Here is a 23,549-nt window from a genome sequence, read left to right as displayed (position 1 = left end):
GAAATATAATTTATATATAAGTTATTTAAAAGGTTCTAAGTTAACTTTTAAAGTTATTCATTTATCAAATGAGAAAACTGAAATTAATATTTTATCAATAACTAACAGATTATTTTAGTTAAAAGTTAAGAGTGAATAGTGAACAGTTGTACTTATTTTTCTCAACTGATAACAAAAATTTGATGAATAAATTTAAATGGGAGCTTGTTTCCCTATAAAAGCTTTATCCAAGCTAGAATTTTTACTTGAAATTGTTAAATTACTAGTTGTTTAAAGGAGAAGATAAATATGAAGATGATAGATAGAGCTAAAAATATTGAAAAAGATATTATAAATTGGAGAAGAGATATTCATAAAAATCCTGAAGTGGGATTAAATACACCAGTAACTCAAGAATATGTAAAAAAAGAATTAGAGAAAATGGGAATAGAATGCAAAACTTATAAAAACTGCTCAGGTATAAGTGCTGTAATAGGAAAGAAAGAAGGAAAAGTTATAGCATTAAGAGCAGATATAGATGCACTTCCTATTAAAGAAGAAACAGATTTAGAATTTAAATCTACTAATGGAAATATGCATGCATGTGGCCATGATGCTCATACAGCTATGCTTTTAGGAGCAGCTAAAATTTTAAAAGAAAACGAAGATATGTTAAATGGAAAAGTAAAACTTATATTCCAGCCTGGTGAAGAAATTGATGGCGGAGCAAAAGTTATGATTGAAGAAGGTGTGTTAGAAAATCCTAAAGTGGACGCACTAATAGCTCAGCACGTTGCAATAGCTAAAGGTTTTGAATCAGGTAAAATAGCATTGAAAGAAAATCAAGTTTTAGCATCATCAGATAAAGTTTTTATAAAAATTAAAGGTAATGGAGGTCATGCTTCAACACCAGAGCTTTGTATTGACCCTATAATGGCATCTGCTCAACTTATAAATAATATTTATAGTATAGTTAGCAGGGAATTAAGTGCCACTGATTCAGTAGCTTTAAGCATAGTAAATGTAAAAAGTGAGCAACCAGAACATGCTGTTACTAATATAATACCTAATTATGTAGAAATGATGGCGTCAGTTAGATCTTTAGATAATAATTTAAGAGATTATATAAATGAAAGAATAGGTCAAATAGTAGAATCTAATAGTTTGTCCATGAGAACAAGTTATGAATATAAGTATGTATATGGTTATCCAGCACTTATTAATAACAATAATATGGTGAAACTAGTGGACAATACATGCAATGAGTTATTAGAAAAAGGTTCTGTTGTAAAATTACCTAAACCTGCTATGGGTTCTGAAGACGCAGCTTATTACCTACAACAGGTTCAAGGAGTATACTTTGCATTAGTAGTTGGTGATTTAGATAAAGAAGGTTATTATCCACTTCACAATCCTAAAATGAAACTTGATGAAGAAGTGTTATATAAAGGAACTGCTGTTTTAGCAGAAAGTGCTATAAACTATTTAAATGAAAAATAAAAAATTAACTAAATTTATATATAAGAGTATACTCCTATGAGTATATTCTTTTTTTATAATAAATTAATAGAAATGTCATCTTAAATCCTTATAATAAAAAGAAAAATACAAACACTAAATAATAGATAAATTGAACCTAAACAAAAGAGTATTATAAAAGGAGATTAAAAATGGAAAAGATTTTTTTAGATGTAATAAAAAGTAGAAGAAGTGTAAGGGCATATAAAGATGAACAAGTAAAAGACGAGCAACTTAAACTTATATTAGAAGGTGGAATGTGGGCTCCAAGTGGAATTAATCAGCAGTCATGGCATTTTACTGTGGTTCAAAATAAAGAACTGTTAAATGATATAAGTAATGAAACTAAAAAGATTTTACAAAAGGGTGAAAATGATTATTTAAGAAAGTTAGGTGAAAATGAAAACCTTAAAATATTTTATAATGCACCTACAGTAATATTAGTTTCAGGGGATGAAAAAGCTGCAACTCCTATGGAAGATACTTCAGCAGCAGTTCAGAATATGCTTTTAGTGGCAGAAAGTATGTCTATAGGAACTTGTTGGGTTGGAACAATACAAGGTTTATTTTCTCATCCACAATTAGGTGAAATATATAAAAAGAAATGTAATATACCAGAAGGTTATAAAGTGTATCATGCTGTTTCAGTAGGATATAAAAAAATAGAAGGTCAAAAGGCTCCAAGAAGAAAAGAAAATAAGATAAATTATATAAAATAGATGTTTTATGGAATTACTTTAAAACAATATGTAGACATTTATACGAAAAATAAATTAAAATAAGTAATATAAAATTTTTATAATACAAAAGAAGAAAATATATTTATAACGCATGAGGAGGAATACTATGATTAACAAAATTGGAAAAATAACATTATATGTTAATAATCAGCAAGAGGCAGTAGAGTTTTGGACTAAAAAATTAAACTTTGTAGTTAAGTTTGAAAAGCAAATGGGACCTAATATGAAGTGGGTAGAAGTCGGACCAAGTGAAAATGAATTTACAACTTTTGTTTTATACGATAAAAACTTAATGCAATCTCAAAATAAAGAAGCTAGTATTTCTCATCCATCTATAATTTTAAGTACTAATGATATAGAAAAAACTCATAATGAAATGAAAGAAAATAATGTTCAAGTAGAAGAGATAATGAAAATGCCATATGGAAGTATGTTTTCTTTTAAACATCAAGATGGAAATAACTATTTAGTTCGTGAAGATAACTATTAAATAAAATTATAAAAATGACAGTCTATTCGTAAGAGAATAGGCTGTTTTTACTTTACACTAAAATATTTTTTAAAAAAATTAAAAACTTTATAAAGTCTTTAAAATTAGTTGTTAATATACACATATCAGATAGAAATATAAGAGGTGTAAAGAATGAGTGAATATATAGTACAAACTAAAAAATTAACTAAGAAATTTAAAAATCAATTAGCAGTTAAAGATGTTAATTTAAATATTAAATCAGGAAAAATTTATGGATTATTAGGACCTAATGGTGCTGGGAAATCTACAACTTTAAAGATGTTAACTGGGTTGTTGCATCCAACATCAGGGGAGATGCATTTTGATGGATATCCTTGGACTAGAAATGATTTAAAAGATATTGGTGTTTTAATAGAGTCACCAGCCCTTTATGGAAACCTTACAGCAGTAGAAAATCTTAAAGTTCATGCAAAATTATTAAATGTATCAGATAGAAGAATTGAAGAAGTTCTTGAAATTGTAGGTTTAAAAAATACAGGTAAAAAAAGAGCATCTCAATTTTCTTTAGGGATGAAACAAAGGTTAGGTATAGCAATAGCCCTTTTAAATAATCCAAAATTATTAATTTTAGATGAACCAACTAACGGATTAGACCCAGTAGCAATACAAGAACTTAGAGATATGATTAGATTCTTTGCAAAAGAAGGAATAACAGTAATTTTATCAAGTCATATATTATCAGAAGTTCAACAGGTTGCTGACTATATAGGAATTATTAATGACGGAAACCTTATGTATGAGAATGAGATAAAAAAAGATGAAGACTTAGAATCATTATTTATGAATGTAATAACTAGAAAAATTGGGTAGGGTGATGAAAAATGTTTAATATGATACAATCAGAAAACTTAAAATATAAAAGAACTTTTTCAAGAAAAATGCTAGTTTTAATGCCACTATTAATAGCTCTTTTAGGAATATTTTTACTTAGGTATTTTGACCCTAATGCAGCGGTGTTTTCCAGTTATTTTTCTCAAAGTTCTATTAATTATTGGTGTATAACTATAATGCCAATAGGTATGGCACTGTTAGCCTCTCTTTCTGCTATGAAAGAAAAAAAGTCAGGACAATACAGAGCTTTAAAATCTAAAAATGTTAACATAAGTAAAATGTGGATTAGTAAAATAATAGTTATATCATTTTATACTTTAATTACAACAATATTAGTTATGACCGTAATAATAGCATTATATTTATATGAAAATAAATTTATAGGGAATTTATCACAAATGCTAATAGCATATCTAGTTGTTTGGGTAACTACATTATCATTAATTCCTATATATTTATTTCTTGCAGAACTATTTGGAACCTTTGCTGCTATATTATCAAGTATTGTTGGACTTGGAGTAAATGTATTTATTTCAATTAGACCAATGTGGTTTATATGGCCTTGGAGCTGGAGTGCTAGATTAATGTGTCCTATAGTAAAAGTTCATCCTAATGGAACTTTACTAGAAGGTGCAAATCCACTTTTAGATCCATCTGTAATAACATTAGGAATAGCCATATCAATAATAACTTTTTTAGTATTATCATTTTTAACAGCAAAATGGTTTGCTAAAAGGGAGGTCCTATAATATGAGTATTTTAAATAAAATATCTTCAGATTGGATGCGAACAAAGCATACACCTATAAGAATAATGGTATACTTTTCTCCCATAATATATCCTATTTTAATGCTTTGGTACTCATCTTTTAGTAGAGGCAGTGAGTTATGGCAATTAAATATTCATAGTATTTTTAGTCAAGGTCTAGGACTCTTGTTACCAATGGTTGTAGCACTATTAACAACACTTGTAGTTCAGCAAGAAGAACAGGCAGCATCTTTTATTGGATTATTAGCAGAACCGGTTTCTAGAAAAAGTATATATGTTAGTAAGTTACTTATGGTTATTTTTATAACTATAATTGATTTGCTTTTAGCTACAGCAATATTTTTAGTAGGAATGAAATTTGTATTACATGTAGAAAATATTTATTATATTAAATTCTTTGAATCAGCATTGTTATTAGCACTTGGTACCTTATTCTTATATGGTTTTCATCTTATAGTTGCTTTTATGTTTGGCGTAGGACCTAATATAGTAATTGGCTCTATAGGACTTATAGCAGCAGGATTAATGGCAACAGGTTTAGGCGATGGAATATGGCAGTATATACCTTGGGCATGGCCTATTAGATTAGGTGGAATGATAGGTGCAACTTTTCCTGAATACTCTTATTCATCTGTAATAGCGAATTATTTTAATAGTGAATTACTTAAAGGAGTAGTTCCAGCTGTAGTATTATTTATTTTAGTATTAATAATAGGTAGTTTATGGTTTGAAAGATGGGAAGGTAGAAAAGAAGATTAATGAGGGAGTAAACAAAAAGGTTTGAAAAAATATATTTTTTCAAACCTCTTTTATATAGTTTCAAGATTAATATAATATTTATAATTGATAGCTTATTTTATTATAACCAACTATTAAACTTTTTAATATACCATGTTTTTACAAATTGTGTTACTATGCAATATGATAGTAAAATACCTACAAGCCATGGAAAGTAAGATAGTGGTAATGCTTGTAAACCTACTGAAGCTCCGAAGGCTGTGAATGGTATACAAATACCTGCTATCATTATAAGGCTTGTTAATAAAAGAACAGGAGTTGTAGCTCTACTTTGAACAAATGGTATTTTTTTAGTTCTAATCATATGAACTACAAGGGTTTGAGATAATAATCCTTCAATGAACCATCCTGATTGGAATAAAGATTGCATTTCTGGAGCATTAGCTTTAAATACAAACCACATAACAAGGAATGTAGTTATATCAAATATAGAACTTATTGGTCCTATAAATATCATAAATCTTCCAATATCATCTGCATTCCACTTTTTAGGCTTTCTTAAATATTCTTTATCCATAGTATCCCATGGAATGGATATTTGAGAGATATCATAAAATAGATTTTGTAGTAAAAGATGTATAGGAAGCATAGGTAAAAATGGTAAGAACGCACTTGCAACCAATACACTAAATACATTACCTAAGTTTGAGCTTGCAGTCATTTTTATATATTTTATGATGTTACCAAATATTTTTCTACCCTCAATAACACCTTCTTCTAGAACCATCAAGCTTTTTTCAAGTAAGATTATATCCGCAGATTCTTTTGCAATATCTACAGCAGTATCAACAGAAATACCAACATCTGATTGACGAAGAGCAGCAGCATCATTAATACCATCACCCATATAACCTACAGTATGACCTTTATCTTGAAGTATCTTAATTATTCTTGATTTTTGAAGTGGAGAAAGCTTAGCAAAAACGTTAGTAGTATCTACTAGAGAAGATAATTTTTCATCGCTCATATCATCCAGTTCTGTTCCAAGAACAACGTTACTAACCTCTAAACCAACTTCTGAACATATTTTTTTAGTTACTGAATCATTATCACCTGTTAATATTTTTACTGCTACACCGTTATTGTGTAGTGCTTTTATTGCAGCGGCTGCAGAGTCTTTTGGTGGATCTAAAAATCCTATATATCCCATTAGAACCATATCATTTTCGTCTTTTACACTGAAATTATTTTCATCTGGAATATTATTTTTTTGTGCAACTGCAATAACTCTCATACCATCATTATTTAGTTTTTCTACCATGTTAAGAACTTTGGTTTTAATTTTATCAGTAAGTTCTACAACATTTCCTTTGTATTCTGCATAAGAGCAACTTTCAAGCATTTCCTCAACAGCACCCTTTGTTATAAGTTGTCTTTTTCCTTCATGATTTTTTAATACTACAGACATTCTTCTTCTAGAAAAATCAAAGGGAATTTCATCTACTTTTATATAATCTTTTTCAAGCTTATCAAAACCATTGGTTACTCCATGTTCTAAAATTGCAACATCCATTAAGTTACGTAAACCGGTTTGATAAAAACTGTTTAGATAGCCATGTCTTAAAACTCTTAAATCTTCTTCACCGTGAATATTTAAGTGTCTTTCAACAACTATTTTATCGCAAGTTAAAGTACCTGTTTTATCAGTACATAATACGTCCATTGCACCGAAGTTTTGTATTGCATCAAGTTTTTTAACTACAGTTTTATGCTTTGCCATTACAACGGCACCTTTTGCAAGGTTTGTTGTTACAATCATTGGTAACATCTCAGGAGTAAGACCTACAGCAATTGATATTGCAAAAATTAGCGCTTCTAACCAGTCGCCTTTTGTAATTCCATTTATTAAAAACACTACAGGAACCATTATAAGCATAAACTTTATAAGTAGTGCGCTTACACTGTTTACTCCTTTTTCAAAACTAGTTTGAGTTTTAGTGCCAACTAAAGTTAATGCCATTGAGCCTAAATAAGTGTTGTTTCCAGTAGCTATAACCACAGCTGTAGCACTTCCACTTATTATATTAGTACCTAATAAACATATATTATCAAGATCTGTTACAGTTAAATCTTTAGTGTCATTTTTTAATGTTGAGTATTTTTCTACTGGCTCTGATTCACCAGTTAAGGAAGATTGGCTAATAAATAAATCCTTACTACTTATTATTCTTACATCAGCAGGTATCATATCTCCAGCGGCAAGATATACTATATCTCCCGGTACAATGTCTGCCATGTTTATTTCTTTAACCCCAGATTCTTTTCTACATATAGCAGCAGTTGTTTTAACTAATGCTTTTAACTGCTGTGCAGCTTTTCCTGATTTAAATTCTTGAAAAAATTGTAAAAGACCACTTAGTGTTACCATTATTGTTATAACAGCTACAGTTGTAAAATTTTTCTCTGCTGGAGAGACTAATATAACATCTGTGATTAAGGACACTATAGCAAGTGCTATTAAAACTAAAATAAAAGGATTGATAAAGGCTTTAAGTAATTGAATATACCATGGTGATGGCTTTTCATGGGCAAGTTCATTTAGTCCGTACATTTCAGCTCTTTTTTCTACCTCTTCTTTGGATAGTCCATTAACTTCTGTATTCAACTCTTTATAAACTTTATCTAAATCCATTTTACTAAAATTAAAAAGTTTATTTGTAGAATAATTTGCTTTGTTTTGAGTGTTCACTTTTCTTTTTTTTATCATAATTCACACCTCCGAATTCTTAAAAAAGACAATAAATAACTAAAGGTTAATAAGTGCATTTTTTAAAAACCCTAATTTATTATTTCTATATATAGTTTTAGTATTTTTTTGTTTATAATACTTGTGAATTGATATTAGTAAAGAAACAGTGAAGATGGTATAGATATGATTCTATTAATTGCATTTATTTTAAACGTGAATTTTTATAAGATGGAGTCACATTACAATCAGTTTAAAAGACTGGATGTGACTAAATAATATATTAAATTTTTGTCATAAATATGCGTATCTTCACCGTCTAAACTACTACCGTCTACTTCCATTCTTTTTCACCTCCAATATTTTTAAAATAACGTAAAAAAACTTCGTCAACTTGAACGTGACGAAGGCATATAACAATACATTCTCGTTCAAGTTTTGGCTCTGCAAGGCGATGAAGTTGCGTTAAGTTAAGCCTTCTTTGTTCGGCAAAACCTGCTAACCAGTTCAGAATGTTTCCATCCTTTTACGGCAGCAACCCGTATCCTTGTAGTAACCTCCCCTACCGAGGCGATATTCATTTACATGAAAAGTATAGCTATGTTTGTTGAATATGTCAATTGAATTTTTTTTAAACAAATTAATAAAAATGATTATATGAATAAATTATATTGGACTATGTAAATGTTTTAATTATAGTGAAACACACAAAGAATAAGCTCGAATAAAGTCGAAATTTGTTCAAGAAAATTTAAAAAATAAATTAAAAAATATTTTAAAAAATTGATTTTAAATTTTATTCATAACTTTTAACTAACTATAGTTGTATTTAGTATTTTAAACTGACAATAAAAAGGAAGCACGTATTTAATGCTTCCATTTTATTATTATACTTGGCATTCATATAAAAACATTTCAGCGTTATTATCTTTTGCTATTTTTTTAGAAAAAGAAGAATACACCTTTATTTCACTAAAGCCTATTTTATATAAAATCTCTTCCAATTCTCCTAATTCATATAATCTTATTTGAAAATCCATTGATTCAGCTTTAATAATTTTTTCCTTATCTCTTAATTCATAAATACTAGGAGAATAGAGAATTTTATTTGTTGGGTTATAAATATTTTTAGTTTTTAACACCAAATCAAGTCCATTTTTTGTTTTGACTTTTTCAATAGTTTTATATTCATCTTCATTTTGACCTTTATTGGCTACTGTATCAACAGCAAATACAAATTTGCCACCTTTTTTCAATAATGTATATATCTTTTGTAGAATAGATTTGCATATATTCATATCAGTGAATAAAGATACGGAACCAGATGATATAAAAATATAATCAAACTGTTCTTTCGGATTATAACTTTCAAGGGATACATTAGTCACTTGAGCTTCTGGTAATTTTTCAGTGAGTTTACTTAACATTTCTTTAGATAGGTCAAGTCCTTTAATATTAAATCCACTTTCATAAAAGGGTATTAAAAATCTTCCACTACCACATAAAGGTTCAAAAATTTTCATTTTTGATGTTGCATATGAAAGATAAAAAGCCAGTTCATCTTCTGGAGCTTTTTCGTGTAAAATTTCATACATTTCTGTACATAAGTTACCATAATAATTTATCATAAATTTTCCTCCTAAACTTTTTTTAAGTATAACAATTTTAAAGTGAGAAAACTGTTCCGATATTGCTAAGTTACTATAGTCTACCTTCTATATAAAAATGGCTAAATTAAAAGATTATATTAATTTGTGTAAATGTTATAATTATATAGGGAAACAAGCGAGAATTTAAATTTATACATCAAATTTTTGTTATCAGTTAAGAAAAAATAACAACAACTGTTAACTATTCACTCTTAACTTTTAACTAAAATAATCTGTTAGTTATCTATAAAATATTAATTTAAGTTTTCTTATTTGATAAATATGAAAAATTTATAAAGAGAATAGGGGTAATTTATGAGTAGTGAAAAAATTCTTATAGTAGATGATGATAAAGAAATATTAGATTTAATTGGCTTTTATTTAAATAATGAGGGATATGATATTTTAAAAGCTAGTAATGGAATTGAAGCAACTAAATTTATTGAAAATAATCCTATACAATTAATAATCCTTGATATAATGATGCCTGGAATTGATGGTATTGAAGTTTGTAGAAGAGTTAGAATGAAAAAAAACATTCCAATTATAATAGTAAGTGCAAAATCTTCAGAGATAGATAAAGTTATAGGACTAAGTTCCGGTGCAGATGATTATATGATAAAACCTTTTAGTATGATAGAGCTAGTGGCAAGGGTTAAAGCACAACTTAGAAGATATATTTATCTAAATAGTAATGAAACAGAAAATGTAAAAAAAGATTTGATAAAAATTAATGGATTACAAATAAGTAAAGAAAATTTTACTGTTAAAGTTTATGGAAGAGAAGTTAGTTTAACTAAAACAGAATATGAAATTGTATTGCTTATGGCTGAAAATCCGAACAGAGTTTTCCCTTTAGAAGAAATTTTTGAAAGAGTATGGAAAGAAAAATATTTTCATGGTAATAATACAGTCATGGTACATATTGCTAGAATTAGAGAAAAAATTGAAGAAAATCCTAGGGAGCCTAAAATTGTAAAAACTGTTTGGGGGGTAGGATATAAAATTGAAGATTAATTTATTTAAAGGAATTCAGTTTAAAATATTAAAGTCATTTTTATTAAGTATTTTATTATCATTTTTTTTAGTTCTTTTTTTAGTATTAGAATTTTTAAAGATAAAATACAATGTTACTTATGCTAATTGGGGAAATTGGGCCAATGAAAATCTTATGTTAAATACATATATATTAATTATATTTTTTCTAATGTTTATTTTAGTTACTACAATGTTTTTTTATGTATTCACAAAGAAGTTTATAAAGCAGATAGATGATATAAATAAAAAGATTTCTATAATTTCAGAGGGTAATTTTAGTACAATAATTCCAGTAACTACAGATGATGAGATTGGAAAGTTAGCTAATAATATTAATATAATGTCTAAAAAACTTGAGGCTCTAATTAAAAAAGATGCTAAAAATGAAAAACTTAAAAATGATATGATAAGCAATATTTCTCATGATTTAAGGACACCATTAACATCAGTGATAGGTTATGTGGAAATTATGAAAAATTTGCAGTATAAAGATAAAGCAGCTTGTGATAATTGTATAGATATTATATTGAAAAAATGCGATGAGCTAAAAAATTTAGTTGAGGATTTACTTGAATATACAAGCATAAATTTTAAAGGAATTAACATAAAAAAAGAGTCTATAAGCATAAAAGATGTAGTAGAGCAGATAATGATTGGTTTTATACCAAACCTTGAAAAAGTAAATATGTCATTTAGCATTAAAGCACCAGATGAAAAAATATTTATAGATGGGGACATGAATTTAATAATAAGACTTTTTGAAAATATAATAAATAATAGTATTTTTTATGGACAAAACGGTAAAAAAATAGATGTTGAAATTGGTGAAATAAATAATATGGTTTCCATAAAAATAATAAATTATGGAAAGAAAATATCACCAGAAGATCAAGCCTATATTTTTGAAAGATTTTATAGAGGTGAAAAATCTAGAAATGTAAACACTGGAGGAAAAGGGATGGGACTTGCCATTGCTAAAAGCATTGTTGATTTACATAAAGGAAAGATTAATGTGGATAGTGATGATAATAAAACGGCTTTTGAAGTTTTATTGATAATTTCACATAAAAAATTGTAAGATTTTCTTAAGAATTTATTAAACGGTTTGTAAGATGTTTTTTCTAAACTTATTTTGAGTTAAAGTTTAGGAGGAAAATTTATGAAATATGTTAATAAGTTCTTATTTTTTTTAGTCACTGTTTTTACTTTTTTAAGTTTATTAAGTCCGTGCAATGTATTTGCTAAAGAGCTTAGCAATGAAGATTTAAAAATATTTTTAGATAATATAACAAAAGAAAACTTTGAAAAATATAAATTACCAAGTTTATCTATGATAGTTGTTAAGGATGGAAAAGTAATTTATGAAAATTCTTTAGGGTATGAGGATGTTGAAAATAAAATTAAAGCTAATATAAACACTACTGCGTATAGAATAGGATCTACATCAAAACTTTTTACAGAAACTGCAATAATGCAACTTTATGAGCAAGGAAAAATTGACTTAAAAGAAGATGCTAATAAGTATTTAAAAGATGTTCAGATTGAAAATAAATTTACAGAAAAAGTAACTGTAGAAAATTTACTTACACATACTTCTGGAATAGATGAAGCTACAACTACATATATTGGCGCAAAAACGGAAAAGGATATGATGTCTTTATCACAGTTTTTCAAAAAACATACACCAATAGTTGTAACTGAACCAGGAAAAGTATGTTTATATAGCAATATAGGAATAGATTTGTTAGGAAAAATTATAGAAGATGTATCTGGTTTGAAATATGAAGATTATATAGAAAAAAATATCTTTAAACCTTTAGAAATGAAAAATAGTAAAGTTGCATTGCCTTTAAACAATATGGCAAAAAACTATGATGTTCTGGCTCAAAGTGAATATTATTACTATAATGATAACCCTGCTGGTGGAATAAACTCAACGGCATCGGATATGGCAAAATTTATGATAGCCCATCTTCAAAAAAGTGATAAAAAAGAAAATAATATTTTAAATGAGTCGACATTAGAATTAATGCATAAAGAGCAATTTTCAAATGATAAAAATTTATTAGGTGTTACCTATGGATTCTGGGAAAAAGATTTTAATGGGAAAAGAGTTATAGGCCATGAGGGAGCACTTGCTATAGGTTTTTTTGGTGATATGTTGCTTTGCCCTGAAGAAAATGTTGGGGTTTATATTGTATCAAATAATTTAACTAAAGCCGCACCAGCTATAACCAATATAGAGAATGATTTTTTTAATAGATATTATCCTAAAACCGAAGATAAAGACTATAGTAACAAAAAACTGGATTTAAATGATGAAAAAAGATACATAGGAACTTATAGGTCCTATCATGATAGTGCTAAAGGCAACTTTTCAAAATTTTTGAGTTTTTTAGGTTCTATTGAGGAAAATGAAGATGTGAAAATTAGATACGATGAGAAGAAAAATTCTTTAATTTATATTGGAACAAGTCATTTAAAAGAAAGTGAAGAAACTGCTTTAATAAAAGTTTCAGATAATCTTTTTAAAAGAGAGGATAATAATGAACTAGTTGCTTTTAAAGAAGATGATGGCAAAATTCAATATGTATTTTTCAATAATATGCCTTATGATAACTTTGAAAGAGTGACTTTAAAGGATAACTATAAATTAAATTTAACAATATGTATCATTGGAGTAGCTTTTTTTATTATTCAAATAATGAAAACTATAATTTTATTTTTAAAAAGCTTTTATAAAAAGAAAATTTCGTGTAATGAAGTAAAAAGTACCGATTCAACAGGTATTATAAGTAAAAAATTTAGGTTAACAATTTTTTCTATAAGTTTATTAAATGTAATTTCTTTATTTACAATTACATATTGGATAATATCTTTTGATATGTACTATAGTGCTACATGGTATATAAAAATAGCATTGATTCTTTTAATACTTTCAATAATTTTAAGTCTTATTGGTAGCATTTTATTCTTAGTAAGTATTAAAAAAGAAAAAACTAATACTTATTATAAAATTTTTGGGTTCACTAGTTTAGTAGTTATATATTCTTTTCTATTGTTCTTATACAATTGGAATTTAATTGGATTTAAATATTAGTAAAATTAAGAAGGTAAGCTTTAGGTATATAATAATTTTACATTTATTCACAATAAGATATGAAACTGTATAAAATGATATGAGAATAATTTTAAAAGGTGAAAGTATTGGGAAAAGGATATATATTAGTAAGATTATTTAAATTTAAAAATGCTTTGCCAAAAACAACAGGTAAACTTAAAATTACAGATTCAGATAGTGGCAATGTAATTTATGAAAGTGATGATGCTTTTGATATTAGTGGAAGAAGTACATTAATAGAGGTGCCAACTCCAGATAAAAGTCTATCTCAAAAGCCATATGAAGAGGGGGTAACACCCTACGGACGATATAACATATACATTTCAACTAATGGTTATAGGGATGTTGAGGTAGATAATGTAAGTGTTTTTGATGAAACTACTTCAATACAAAATATTGAAGTAGAAGAGGAAAATGGGCTTAGTAAACTTGGTAAGTCTACAGAAAAAATTGTATTACCACCACAGCAATTAGTATTTAATGCCCCAAGAGATAAACAAGTAGGTACTATGGTAACACCTTTTGTTTTAGAAAGGCCATATATACCTGAATTTATTATAGTTCATTTAGGGCCACCAAGTGTTCCAGCTGAAAATGTAACGGTAGGATTTATTGATTATATTAAAAATGTTGCGTCAAGTGAAATATATCCAACATGGCCAGAAGAATCATTAAAAGCAAATATATATTGTCAAATATCTTTTGCATTAAATAGAATTTATACAGAGTGGTATAGAAATAAAGGATACCCATTTCAAATAACAAATTCTACAGCTTATGATCAATATTTTGTTAAGGGTAGAAATATATTTGATAATATAAGTAAAATAGTGGACGAAATTTTTAGTGAATATATTGTAACTATAGGTAATAAAACACCGTTTTTCGCACAATATTGTAATGGAACAACTGTTACATGTGCTGGATTATCACAGTGGGGAACCGTAACATTAGCTAATAATGGAATGAAAGCTTTAGAGATTATAAGATATTACTTTGGATATGATAAAGATTTAGTTAGAGCTACAGCAATTGAAGGAATTCCAGAATCATATCCAGGAAGTCCTTTAAGGCTTAATGATGAAAATGAGAATGTTGCAGTGATTCAAAAGCAATTAAATAGAATATCAGAAAACTTCCCTGCTATTCCTAAAATACCTGTTACAAATGGTAAATTTGATAAGACAACTGAGGATGCAGTTAAAACATTTCAAAAGATTTTCAATCTAACTCAAGATGGTATTGTAGGTAGAGCTACTTGGTATAGTATATCTAATATTTATGTTGCTGTTAAAAGACTGGCAGAACTTGAGCAGGAACCAGAGGGACCTGATGGAGAAGGTCAATATCCAGGACAGATACTGAAATATGGTTCAACAGGAGAAAAAGTTCGAGAAATGCAAGGTTATTTAGCTGCAATTTCTAAAGAATATAATATACCAACCATTAGACCAGATGGAATATTTGGAAATATGACAAAGGAAGCTGTTATAGCTTTTCAAAGGTTGTTCAACCTAGTTCCTGATGGCTTAGTAGGAGTGGAAACTTGGAATAAAATTTATGAAGTTTATAAAGGGTTAGAAGAGGAAAATCCTGAATATCCAAATCCAGAATTTGATGGTAAGTATCCAGGATATTTATTAAGATATGGCTCAACTGGAGAAAAGGTTCGAGAAATGCAAACTTATTTAGCAGCTATTTCACAACAGTATAATATACCAACTATTAGACCAGATGGAATTTTTGGAGAAGCAACTCGAAATGCAGTTATACAATTCCAAAGATTATTTGGGTTAGCACAGGATGGAATAGTAGGAGAAATAACTTGGAGAAAAATATATGATGTTTATACTGGTTTAAAAAAGGCTACTTTAACAGAACCTCCTATTTACTCACCAGATTACCCTGGTTATGTTTTAAAAGAGTATTTAACAGGTGAAGATGTGAGATGGCTACAGACCTATTTACAATCAATATCAAAATTCTATAAAGAAATACCTAGTATTGAAGTAGATGGAGTCTTTGGTAAAAGAACTAAAAATGCTGTAATGGCTTTTCAAAGAATTTTTGGATTAAGTGAAGATGGTAAAGTTGGATTAAATACTTGGGAAAAACTATTAGAAGTATATAACAGTTTAAGTGGCGATAGAAATATAAATGTATCAGACATATTATACCCTTATCCAGGCGTTGATTTAGAACTTGGCGATACAAACGGGTATGTTAATGTTTTGCAACAATATATAAATGTCATTGCCAAAAATAATTACAAAGTGAATGAAGTTGAAGTTACAGGTGAGTTTAATGATGAAACTTATAATGCTGTGAAACAACTTCAAAGAGAATTTGGATTGAAGGCTACTGGAATAGTTGATGAAAGAACTTGGAACAAGACAGCAGAGCTTTATGAAGCTTTGTATAGTGGAAAGAGACTTAGAAAATCTAAATAAATATGTTAAACCGTACTTAAATTAAGTACGGTTTTTTATGCAATAAAAAACTAATGCAGCAATAGGTAACTAAAAGTTAAGAGTTAACAGTTAAAAGTTTAGGAGGAAAGTGGCAACCACTTTCTGAAATATGATTTAAAAAATTGACAATGGACATTTGATAATTGGAAATGTTGGAGAAAACTAGAGTTTAGTTAGTTAAGAGTTAAGAGTTCAGGATGAAACTGGATTACCAGTTTCTTTTTAATTTAAGGGAGTAAATTCTGAGTTTATGATATTAAACTAAACAAAGTTAAATTCATGGTTTACAGCTGTAACAAGAAGGACAGGTTCATTTAATTGTACCACCATAAAAAACTCTAGTAATCAATAAAAAAGGTAGATAAAAATAAATTACCGAGCAAAGAACCAGTACTTGAGCTGCAAAGTAGCGTATCTATCAGGTACTGGTTCTTTACTTGTTTTATTATGGAAATATAGCAATTGTGGAATGTAAAGTTAAAGCGAAGAAAATAGCCGTAAGTGAACCTGTCCCTCTTGTAATGGAGCTAATACTGTAAGGACTTAATTGTTTAGGTGTGTTGCTAAAACAGGGGATGGGGACCGACTTCGAGCAGTATTGGAGAAAAATTAAAATCAGCAAAAGTATCTGGCCCAAAGAATAGCAAAGTAGCCAATTACGCGTCTGTCCCTCTTGTGATGGAGGCATAACGCTGGATAGTTGCTTGTTCAGTTAAGGTAGAAAGTTTTGAAAAATTGACAATGGACATTTGATAATTGGAAATGTTGGTTGAAACTGGACTCCAGTTTCTTTTGAATTGAATGGAGTAAAACTTGAGGTTGAAAGAAAATTTGAAGAAAGTTTAGCAGCTAAGTGTACCACCGTAACAAGAAGGACAGGCGTACCAAAGTATATTTTCCATAAGTTATTTTTACAGTGAAATCGAAAGATTATCAATAAAACCTAAAGCAATCAAAGCCGGTCCTTAAGATAGTTAATAGTTAAAAGTTTAGGAGAAAAGTGGCAACCACTTTCTGAAATATGATTTAAAAAAATCTAATCATATAATTTACTTTGCAAATTTATATAAAAAAATACGTTGATAATTACTAGGAACAAAGTGAGTAGTAATAACAATAATTGTTAACTATTCACTATTAACTTTTAACTATAAAAGTTCCATTTGTAATGGATAAGTTAAAAATAAGTTAAATTTTGGTTAAGATTCAAAATTTGGTTATTATATATAATAGAATGATTGTGTGTAGCACTTTATGGTTTAAAAGGAGAGATAAAATTGGATATTTTTACTATGGTTATTCAATTAATTGGTGGTTTAGGTTTATTCTTATTTGGTATGAAACTTATGGGCGATGGGCTGGAAAATGCAGCTGGAGAGAAGCTAAAAGGCATACTAGAAAAGGTCACTAGTAACAAGTACATAGGTGTTCTTGTTGGTGCAATTACAACGGCGGTTATTCAAAGTTCTTCTGCCACAACAGTAATGGTAGTGAGCTTTGTAAATGCAGGACTTATGACATTAATGCAAGCTATAGGCGTTATAATGGGTGCCAATATAGGAACTACAATTACAGCACAGATGGTTTCTTTTAAATTAGATGCAATAGCACCATTATTTATTGGTATAGGTGCAGTTATTATATTGACAGCTAAGAAAAAAAGAACAAAAGACATAGCATATATAACATTAGGATTTGGTATATTATTTTTAGGAATGGGTATGATGTCAGAATCCATGGAACCATTAGCACAATCAGATGCTTTTAAAAATATTATACATGTTATAGGAAATAACAGAATTTTAGGGGTTTTTGCAGGATTATTAATGACAGCGATAGTTCAAAGTTCTTCTGCCACAACAGGAATTTTAGTAGCATTGGCAACAACAGGAAGCATAGATATGAATGTGGCGCTGCCAATAATTTTTGGATGTAATATTGGAACTTGTGTTACTGCTCTTTTAGCGTCTATTGGTTCTAGTAAAACAGCAAAAAAGGCTGCCTTATTACATGTTTTGTTTAATGTTATTGGAGTAATTATATTTTTACCGTTTATGGGGATATTGGTAAATTTAGTAGAAGATATAAGCCCTTCAAGTGTAGCAAGACAAGTAGCAAATGCTCATACTATATTTAATATCGCAGTAACAATAATACTGTTACCTTTAGCAAAATTTTTAGTTGATTTAGTTAATAAGATAGTGCCAGGCGATGATGAAATTAGTAAAATAGGGCCTATATATTTAGATAAAAAATTGTTAGATACTCCTATTGTGGCTGTAGGTCAAGCGCTTAAAGAAACAATAAGAATGGGAGATATAGCAAAAGAAAATGTTACTTTAGCTATGAGGGCTTTTTTAGATAATGATGAAGAATGTATAGAAAAAGTTTATGCAAATGAAGCTATAATTAATGAATTAGATAAGGAAATAACAGATTATTTAGTTTTAATATCTGGACATGATTTAGCAAGCGAAGATAGTAAAATATTAAGTTCAACATTTCATGTAATCAATGATATTGAAAGAATTGGAGATCATGCAGAGAATATAGCAGAACTTGCACTAGAAAAAAGTAGAATGAATATAGAAATAAAAGGTGAAGCTAGAAATGAAGTAGAGGGTATGTATAGTAAAACCCTTGAATCACTTATGTTAGCATTAGAATGTTATAGCACAAAAAATAGTGAAAAAGCAAAAAATATAAAAGAGATTGAAGATAGTATAGATAAGTATAAAAAGGATATTAGAGAAAATAATATACAAAGATTAAATAAAAGGATATGTAAAGCTAATGGAAGTGCTGTATTTTTAGATTTAATAAGTAATTTAGAAAGAATAGGTGATCATTCTACTAATATAGCAGAAAGAGCAATGTAAAAAATTTCATTAAAGTGCATTAAAGTTGATTATAATATCTGCTTTAATGCACTTTTTTTATTTAAAGATATGTACATATTAAATCAAATGATAAATGAGTATATTTTAGTGAATATTAAATAATACTACATTATGTATAGATTAAATAATGAATTAAAGTTAATGATTGCAATAAAAATTATAAATATCATTAACTACAAAATTAGGTTAAATAATAAAACAAGGAGGGAAAAGTATGGATAACTTTATAAATGTTACATCTGAAATTGGAAAACTTAACAAAGTAATGCTACATAGACCAGGAAAAGAAATAGAAAATTTAGTTCCTGAGTATTTAGAAAGATTGCTTTTTGATGATATTCCATATTTAGAAGTAGCTCAGAATGAACATGATAGGTTTGCTGAAATATTAACTGAAAATGGTGTGGAAGTATTATATTTAGAAAATTTAGCAGCAGAAGCCTTAGAAGATAAAAACGTAAAGGATGAGTTTTTAAATCAGTTTTTAAAAGAAAGCCATATTAATAACATCGACATATATCAAGCGTTGTATGAAGATTTAATGTCTAAAACAACTAAAGATATGGTTGATACTCTTATGGCTGGAGTAAGAAAAGAAGATATAAAAATAAAAACAAGACGCTCTTTAAGAGAGTTAATGGAAGATAAATATCCATTTTACTTAGATCCTATGCCAAATTTATATTTTACAAGGGATCCAGCTGCATCAGTAGGACACGGTATTATAATTAATACCATGAAAACTTCAGCAAGAAGAAGAGAAACTTTATTTATGAAATATATTCATAAATATCATAAAAACTTTAAGGTGTCTGAGATTCCATTATGGTATGATAGGGGCTTTAATTGTAGTGCAGAAGGTGGAGATGAATTAGTATTATCAGATAAAATCATTGCTATAGGTTGCAGTGAGAGAACTTCACCAGAAGCAATTGAAGTCATAGCAAAAAATTTATTCGATAATAATACTTCATTCGAAAAAGTACTTGTTTTTGAAATACCATCACGTAGAGCATTTATGCATCTTGATACAGTGTTTACTATGGTGGATTACGATAAATTCACAATACACCCAGGTATTGAAGGACCACTAAATGTTTTTGAAATTACAAAAGGAAAAAATGGAAGATTAGACATAACTCATAATAAAAACACATTAGATAACATATTAAAAACTGCACTAAATTTACCAGCAGTGGATTTAATAAGATGTGGAAATGGTGATGAAATAATATCTGCAAGAGAACAATGGAATGATGGTTCTAACACTTTAGCAATATCTCCAGGTAAAGTTATAACTTATGAAAGAAACTATGTAACAAATGAACTTTTAACAAAACGTGGAGTTGATGTTATAACAATGCCAAGTGCAGAGCTTTCAAGAGGTAGAGGCGGCCCAAGATGTATGAGTATGCCTTTAAATAGAGATAACTTAGTGTAAATCATACTTAATATATGAAAGAAATTAGGAGGAAAAAATATGTTTAACTTAAGAAATAGACACTTTTTAACTTTAATGGATTTTACACCTAAAGAAATAAAATATTTTCTTGAATTATCAAGAGACCTTAAAAAAGCAAAATATACAGGAACAGAAGAGCAAAAATTAAAAGGAAAAAATATAGTATTATTATTTGAAAAAGATTCAACAAGAACAAGATGTGCATTTGAAGTTGCAGCACATGATCAAGGTGCACATGTTACTTATTTAGGACCAACTGGAAGCCAAATGGGTAAAAAGGAATCAATAGCTGATACAGCAAGAGTATTAGGAAGAATGTATGACGGTATTGAATATAGAGGGTTTGGTCAAGAAATAGTTGAAGATTTAGCTAAATATTCAGGAGTACCAGTTTGGAATGGATTAACTAATGAAGATCACCCAACTCAAATTTTAGCAGACTTTTTAACAATAACTGAGCATTTTGATAAACCATTAAATAAAGTTATATTTGTTTATAGTGGAGACGGAAGAAATAATATGGCAAATGCTTTAATGATTGGTGCAGCTAAGATGGGTATGGATTTTAGAATTCTATCTCCAAAAAGCTTATTCCCAGAAGAAGATTTAGTATCTAAATGTGAAGAAATTGCAAAAGAAACTGGCGGAAAAATTACTATAACAGATAATGTTGATGAAGGCGTTAAAGATGCAGATGTTATATATACTGACGTTTGGGTATCTATGGGTGAAGCACCTGAAGTTTGGGGTGAGAGAATAAAATTATTAAAACCATATCAAGTAAATATGGAAATGTTAAATAAAACAGGTAATGAAAACGTTAAGTTTATGCACTGTTTACCAGCATTCCATGATTTAAGAACTACTGTAGGAAAAGATATCAATGAAAAATTTGGATTAGAATCTATGGAAGTTACAGACGAAGTTTTTGAAAGCAAACATTCAATAGTATTTGATGAAGCTGAAAATAGAATGCATACTATCAAAGCTGTGATGGTTGCTACATTAGGACAATAAATTAAGATAGGGATACAATTTGAACTTTAAAATTATGAAAGAAATTTAATGATAAAAAAGAGAATAAATATAACTTTAAACCGTTATTCAGTTAGTTATTTTAAGAAACTCTAATAATCTTTTTCAAAATTTTTAGGACTAAACGGCTGAATCGACGTCCTGTCTAGGCAGTCGCGAAACCCGTCCTTGGGTTTCGGTCCTAAAAATGTTAAAAAACATCATAAGAGTTTCTAAGCCAAAACTAAAAATCATAACTAACTTAAATTTATACATCAAATTTTTGTTATCAGTTGAGAAAAATAAGTATAAATATAGTTAGTTAAGAATTAAGAATTTAGGATGAAAGTGGCAACCACTTTCTGAAAATGATTTTAAAAAATCTATCAATATAATTTGCTTTACAAGTTTATAAAAAGATACGTTGAGAATTACTAGGAACGAAGTGAGTAGTAATAACCACAACTGTTCACTATTAACTCTTAACTCTTAACTAAAATAATCTGTTAGTTATTGATAAAATATTAATTTGAGTTTTATCATTTGATATATTCATAAGTTAAACCTTAAAATTGTGTCCCTATAATTAAAAAATAATAAAACTAAAGAAAAGGAGCAAAACAAATGGATGGTGATAAAAAGTTAGGATTATCGTTATTAGTTGCTCTTGGAGTAGGCTCAATGATTGGTGGGGGAATATTTAACAGCCCTACTGATCTTATTAATAATACAAATCCACAAGCGGTATTATTATCTTGGATTATTGGTGGTATTGGAGTTATATTTTTAGCTTTAGTATTTCAATTACTTGCAAATAAAAGGCCGAAGCTTATAGGAGGAATCTTTACTTATGCCAGAGAAGGTTTTGGTGACTTTACAGGATTTAATTCAGCTTGGGGATATTGGTTAAGTGCATGGCTTGGAAATGTTGCTTTTTTTATCCTTATGATTAAAACTTTAAATAGTTTGATTGGTGGAATAAGTCCTATAATATCATTTTTAATAGCATCTTTGATACTTTGGATAGTTCATTGGATTCAATTAAAAGGAACTAAAAGTGCAGGTATAATAAATGCAATAGCAACAGTTGCAAAAATAATTCCATTATTATTAGTAATTATATTAGGATTTACAGTATTTGATTTAAATATATTCAACGTAGCAAATTGGAGAAGTATACTTGTTGCAACAGGAGAAACTACAAATTTGTTTAAGCAAGTTAACAGTGCAATGGGCATTATTTTATGGTGTTTTATTGGAGTAGAAGCAGCTACAGTATTATCAGAAAAAGCTGAATCTCCAAAAATTGTTGGAGCTGCAACAGTTTTAAGCTTAATTATAACATTAGCCTTATATATGCTTGTTTCAGTGGTATCAATGGGTGCAGTTCCAGGAAAAATACTTTTAAATTCACAAACACCACTTGCCGATGTACTAGGAAGAACTGTAATAGGTAGGTCAGGACCATTAATAGTTAAATTAGGACTAATTATTTCATTATTAGGTTGCCTAATTAGTTGGGTAATGCTTGCAGCAGAAATTCCTTATGTTGCTGCAAAAGGTGGAACAATGCCAAAATGGTTCATGAAACAAAATGAAAATGGAGTACCATCAAATTCACTATTAGTAACAGATATATTAACTCAAATCTTTTTATTATCTTTGCTTTTACCAGCACTTCAAGCAGCATATAACAATATATTTTTAATTGCTACTACTTGTATATTAGTTCCATATTTATTTTCAAGTTTATATGCTATTAAGGTATCAAGAGAAGATAAATTAGGATTTAAAGATATGTTTATATCAATAATGGCATCGATTTATTCTGTATATGTAATTTTTGCAGTAGGACTACAGTATTTAGGTGCAGCATTAATAATGTATGCCTTAGGTGTAGGAATTTATACAAAAGCTAAGAAAGAAAAAAATGAAGAAATTACTTCAAAAGAAAAAGTGGCAATGACAGTGATAATAGTGTTAGCAATAATTATGGTAGTAATGATCGGAACAGGAAAAATAAAATTGTAAAAGAGCATTTA

At 28.4% G+C, this 23,549-nt stretch carries 16 protein-coding genes and 1 riboswitch; of the genes, 14 read left to right on the top strand and 2 right to left on the bottom strand.

The annotated features are described in order from the left end of the window. Window positions 1-288 precede the first annotated feature (288 nt). The 6 genes from KQI36_RS08165 (at window position 289) to KQI36_RS08140 (ending at window position 5,127) form a co-directional block, all read left to right on the top strand. A complete protein-coding gene (locus KQI36_RS08165) occupies window positions 289-1,479 on the top strand; it encodes a M20 metallopeptidase family protein (protein WP_216450505.1) in 1,191 nt (396 codons plus the stop codon). 170 nt (window positions 1,480-1,649) lie between these two features. Next, the gene (locus KQI36_RS08160; RefSeq protein ID WP_216450504.1) at window positions 1,650-2,216 is read left to right on the top strand and encodes a nitroreductase family protein; all 567 of its coding nucleotides are present in this window, start codon (window positions 1,650-1,652) and stop codon (window positions 2,214-2,216) included. A gap of 127 nt (window positions 2,217-2,343) precedes the next feature. Beyond that, entirely contained in the window at window positions 2,344-2,727 is a 384-nt protein-coding gene (locus KQI36_RS08155; RefSeq protein WP_216450503.1) for a VOC family protein, read from the top strand. A 153-nt stretch (window positions 2,728-2,880) separates the two neighbouring features. After that, the gene (locus tag KQI36_RS08150) at window positions 2,881-3,579 is read left to right on the top strand and encodes a lantibiotic protection ABC transporter ATP-binding protein (protein ID WP_216450502.1); all 699 of its coding nucleotides are present in this window, start codon (window positions 2,881-2,883) and stop codon (window positions 3,577-3,579) included. An 11-nt stretch (window positions 3,580-3,590) separates the two neighbouring features. Next, the gene (locus KQI36_RS08145) at window positions 3,591-4,349 is read left to right on the top strand and encodes a lantibiotic immunity ABC transporter MutE/EpiE family permease subunit (protein ID WP_216450501.1); all 759 of its coding nucleotides are present in this window, start codon (window positions 3,591-3,593) and stop codon (window positions 4,347-4,349) included. A gap of 1 nt (window position 4,350) precedes the next feature. Beyond that, window positions 4,351-5,127, top strand: a complete 777-nt coding sequence (locus tag KQI36_RS08140) for a lantibiotic immunity ABC transporter MutG family permease subunit (RefSeq protein ID WP_216450500.1) — start codon at window positions 4,351-4,353, stop codon at window positions 5,125-5,127. 100 nt (window positions 5,128-5,227) lie between these two features. On the opposite strand, the gene mgtA is transcribed toward KQI36_RS08140, so the two are convergent. Further along, window positions 5,228-7,873 (bottom strand): magnesium-translocating P-type ATPase, encoded by a 2,646-nt coding sequence (gene mgtA, locus KQI36_RS08135; protein ID WP_216450499.1) that lies wholly within the window; start codon window positions 7,871-7,873, stop codon window positions 5,228-5,230. Window positions 7,874-8,268: 395 nt separating this feature from the next. Further along, window positions 8,269-8,429: riboswitch (M-box (ykoK) riboswitch) on the bottom strand. A gap of 310 nt (window positions 8,430-8,739) precedes the next feature. After that, window positions 8,740-9,480 (bottom strand): class I SAM-dependent methyltransferase, encoded by a 741-nt coding sequence (locus tag KQI36_RS08130; protein WP_216450498.1) that lies wholly within the window; start codon window positions 9,478-9,480, stop codon window positions 8,740-8,742. 336 nt (window positions 9,481-9,816) lie between these two features. On the opposite strand from KQI36_RS08130, the gene KQI36_RS08125 reads away from it, so the two are divergent. The 8 genes from KQI36_RS08125 (at window position 9,817) to KQI36_RS08090 (ending at window position 23,538) form a co-directional block, all read left to right on the top strand. After that, entirely contained in the window at window positions 9,817-10,518 is a 702-nt protein-coding gene (locus KQI36_RS08125; protein ID WP_199870883.1) for a response regulator transcription factor, read from the top strand. Then, window positions 10,508-11,617 carry a sensor histidine kinase gene (locus tag KQI36_RS08120; RefSeq protein WP_216450497.1) on the top strand — a complete coding sequence of 370 codons (1,110 nt, stop codon included), beginning with the start codon at window positions 10,508-10,510 and terminating at the stop codon, window positions 11,615-11,617. The genes KQI36_RS08125 and KQI36_RS08120 overlap by 11 nt, the downstream gene beginning before the upstream one ends. Before the next feature lie 81 nt (window positions 11,618-11,698). Continuing rightward, complete coding sequence (locus KQI36_RS08115) at window positions 11,699-13,639, top strand: serine hydrolase domain-containing protein (RefSeq protein WP_216450496.1); 1,941 nt, start codon at window positions 11,699-11,701, stop codon at window positions 13,637-13,639. 98 nt (window positions 13,640-13,737) lie between these two features. After that, a complete protein-coding gene (locus KQI36_RS08110; protein ID WP_483400429.1) occupies window positions 13,738-16,110 on the top strand; it encodes a peptidoglycan-binding domain-containing protein in 2,373 nt (790 codons plus the stop codon). Between the two features lie 1,298 nt (window positions 16,111-17,408). Next, window positions 17,409-19,010, top strand: coding sequence for a Na/Pi cotransporter family protein (locus KQI36_RS08105; RefSeq protein WP_216450494.1), 1,602 nt, complete (start codon window positions 17,409-17,411; stop codon window positions 19,008-19,010). 235 nt (window positions 19,011-19,245) lie between these two features. Next, window positions 19,246-20,472 carry an arginine deiminase gene (arcA, locus tag KQI36_RS08100; protein WP_216450493.1) on the top strand — a complete coding sequence of 409 codons (1,227 nt, stop codon included), beginning with the start codon at window positions 19,246-19,248 and terminating at the stop codon, window positions 20,470-20,472. A gap of 39 nt (window positions 20,473-20,511) precedes the next feature. Continuing rightward, complete coding sequence (gene argF, locus KQI36_RS08095) at window positions 20,512-21,510, top strand: ornithine carbamoyltransferase (RefSeq protein WP_010298035.1); 999 nt, start codon at window positions 20,512-20,514, stop codon at window positions 21,508-21,510. A 621-nt stretch (window positions 21,511-22,131) separates the two neighbouring features. Further along, window positions 22,132-23,538, top strand: coding sequence for a basic amino acid/polyamine antiporter (locus KQI36_RS08090; RefSeq protein WP_216450492.1), 1,407 nt, complete (start codon window positions 22,132-22,134; stop codon window positions 23,536-23,538). Window positions 23,539-23,549: the final 11 nt, after the last annotated feature.

The organism is Clostridium senegalense (assembly GCF_018916625.1).
GTDB classification, from domain to species: domain Bacteria; phylum Bacillota; class Clostridia; order Clostridiales; family Clostridiaceae; genus Clostridium_J; species Clostridium_J senegalense.
Note: the sequence above shows the minus strand (reverse complement) of the source record. Positions and strands in the feature narration are given on the sequence as shown.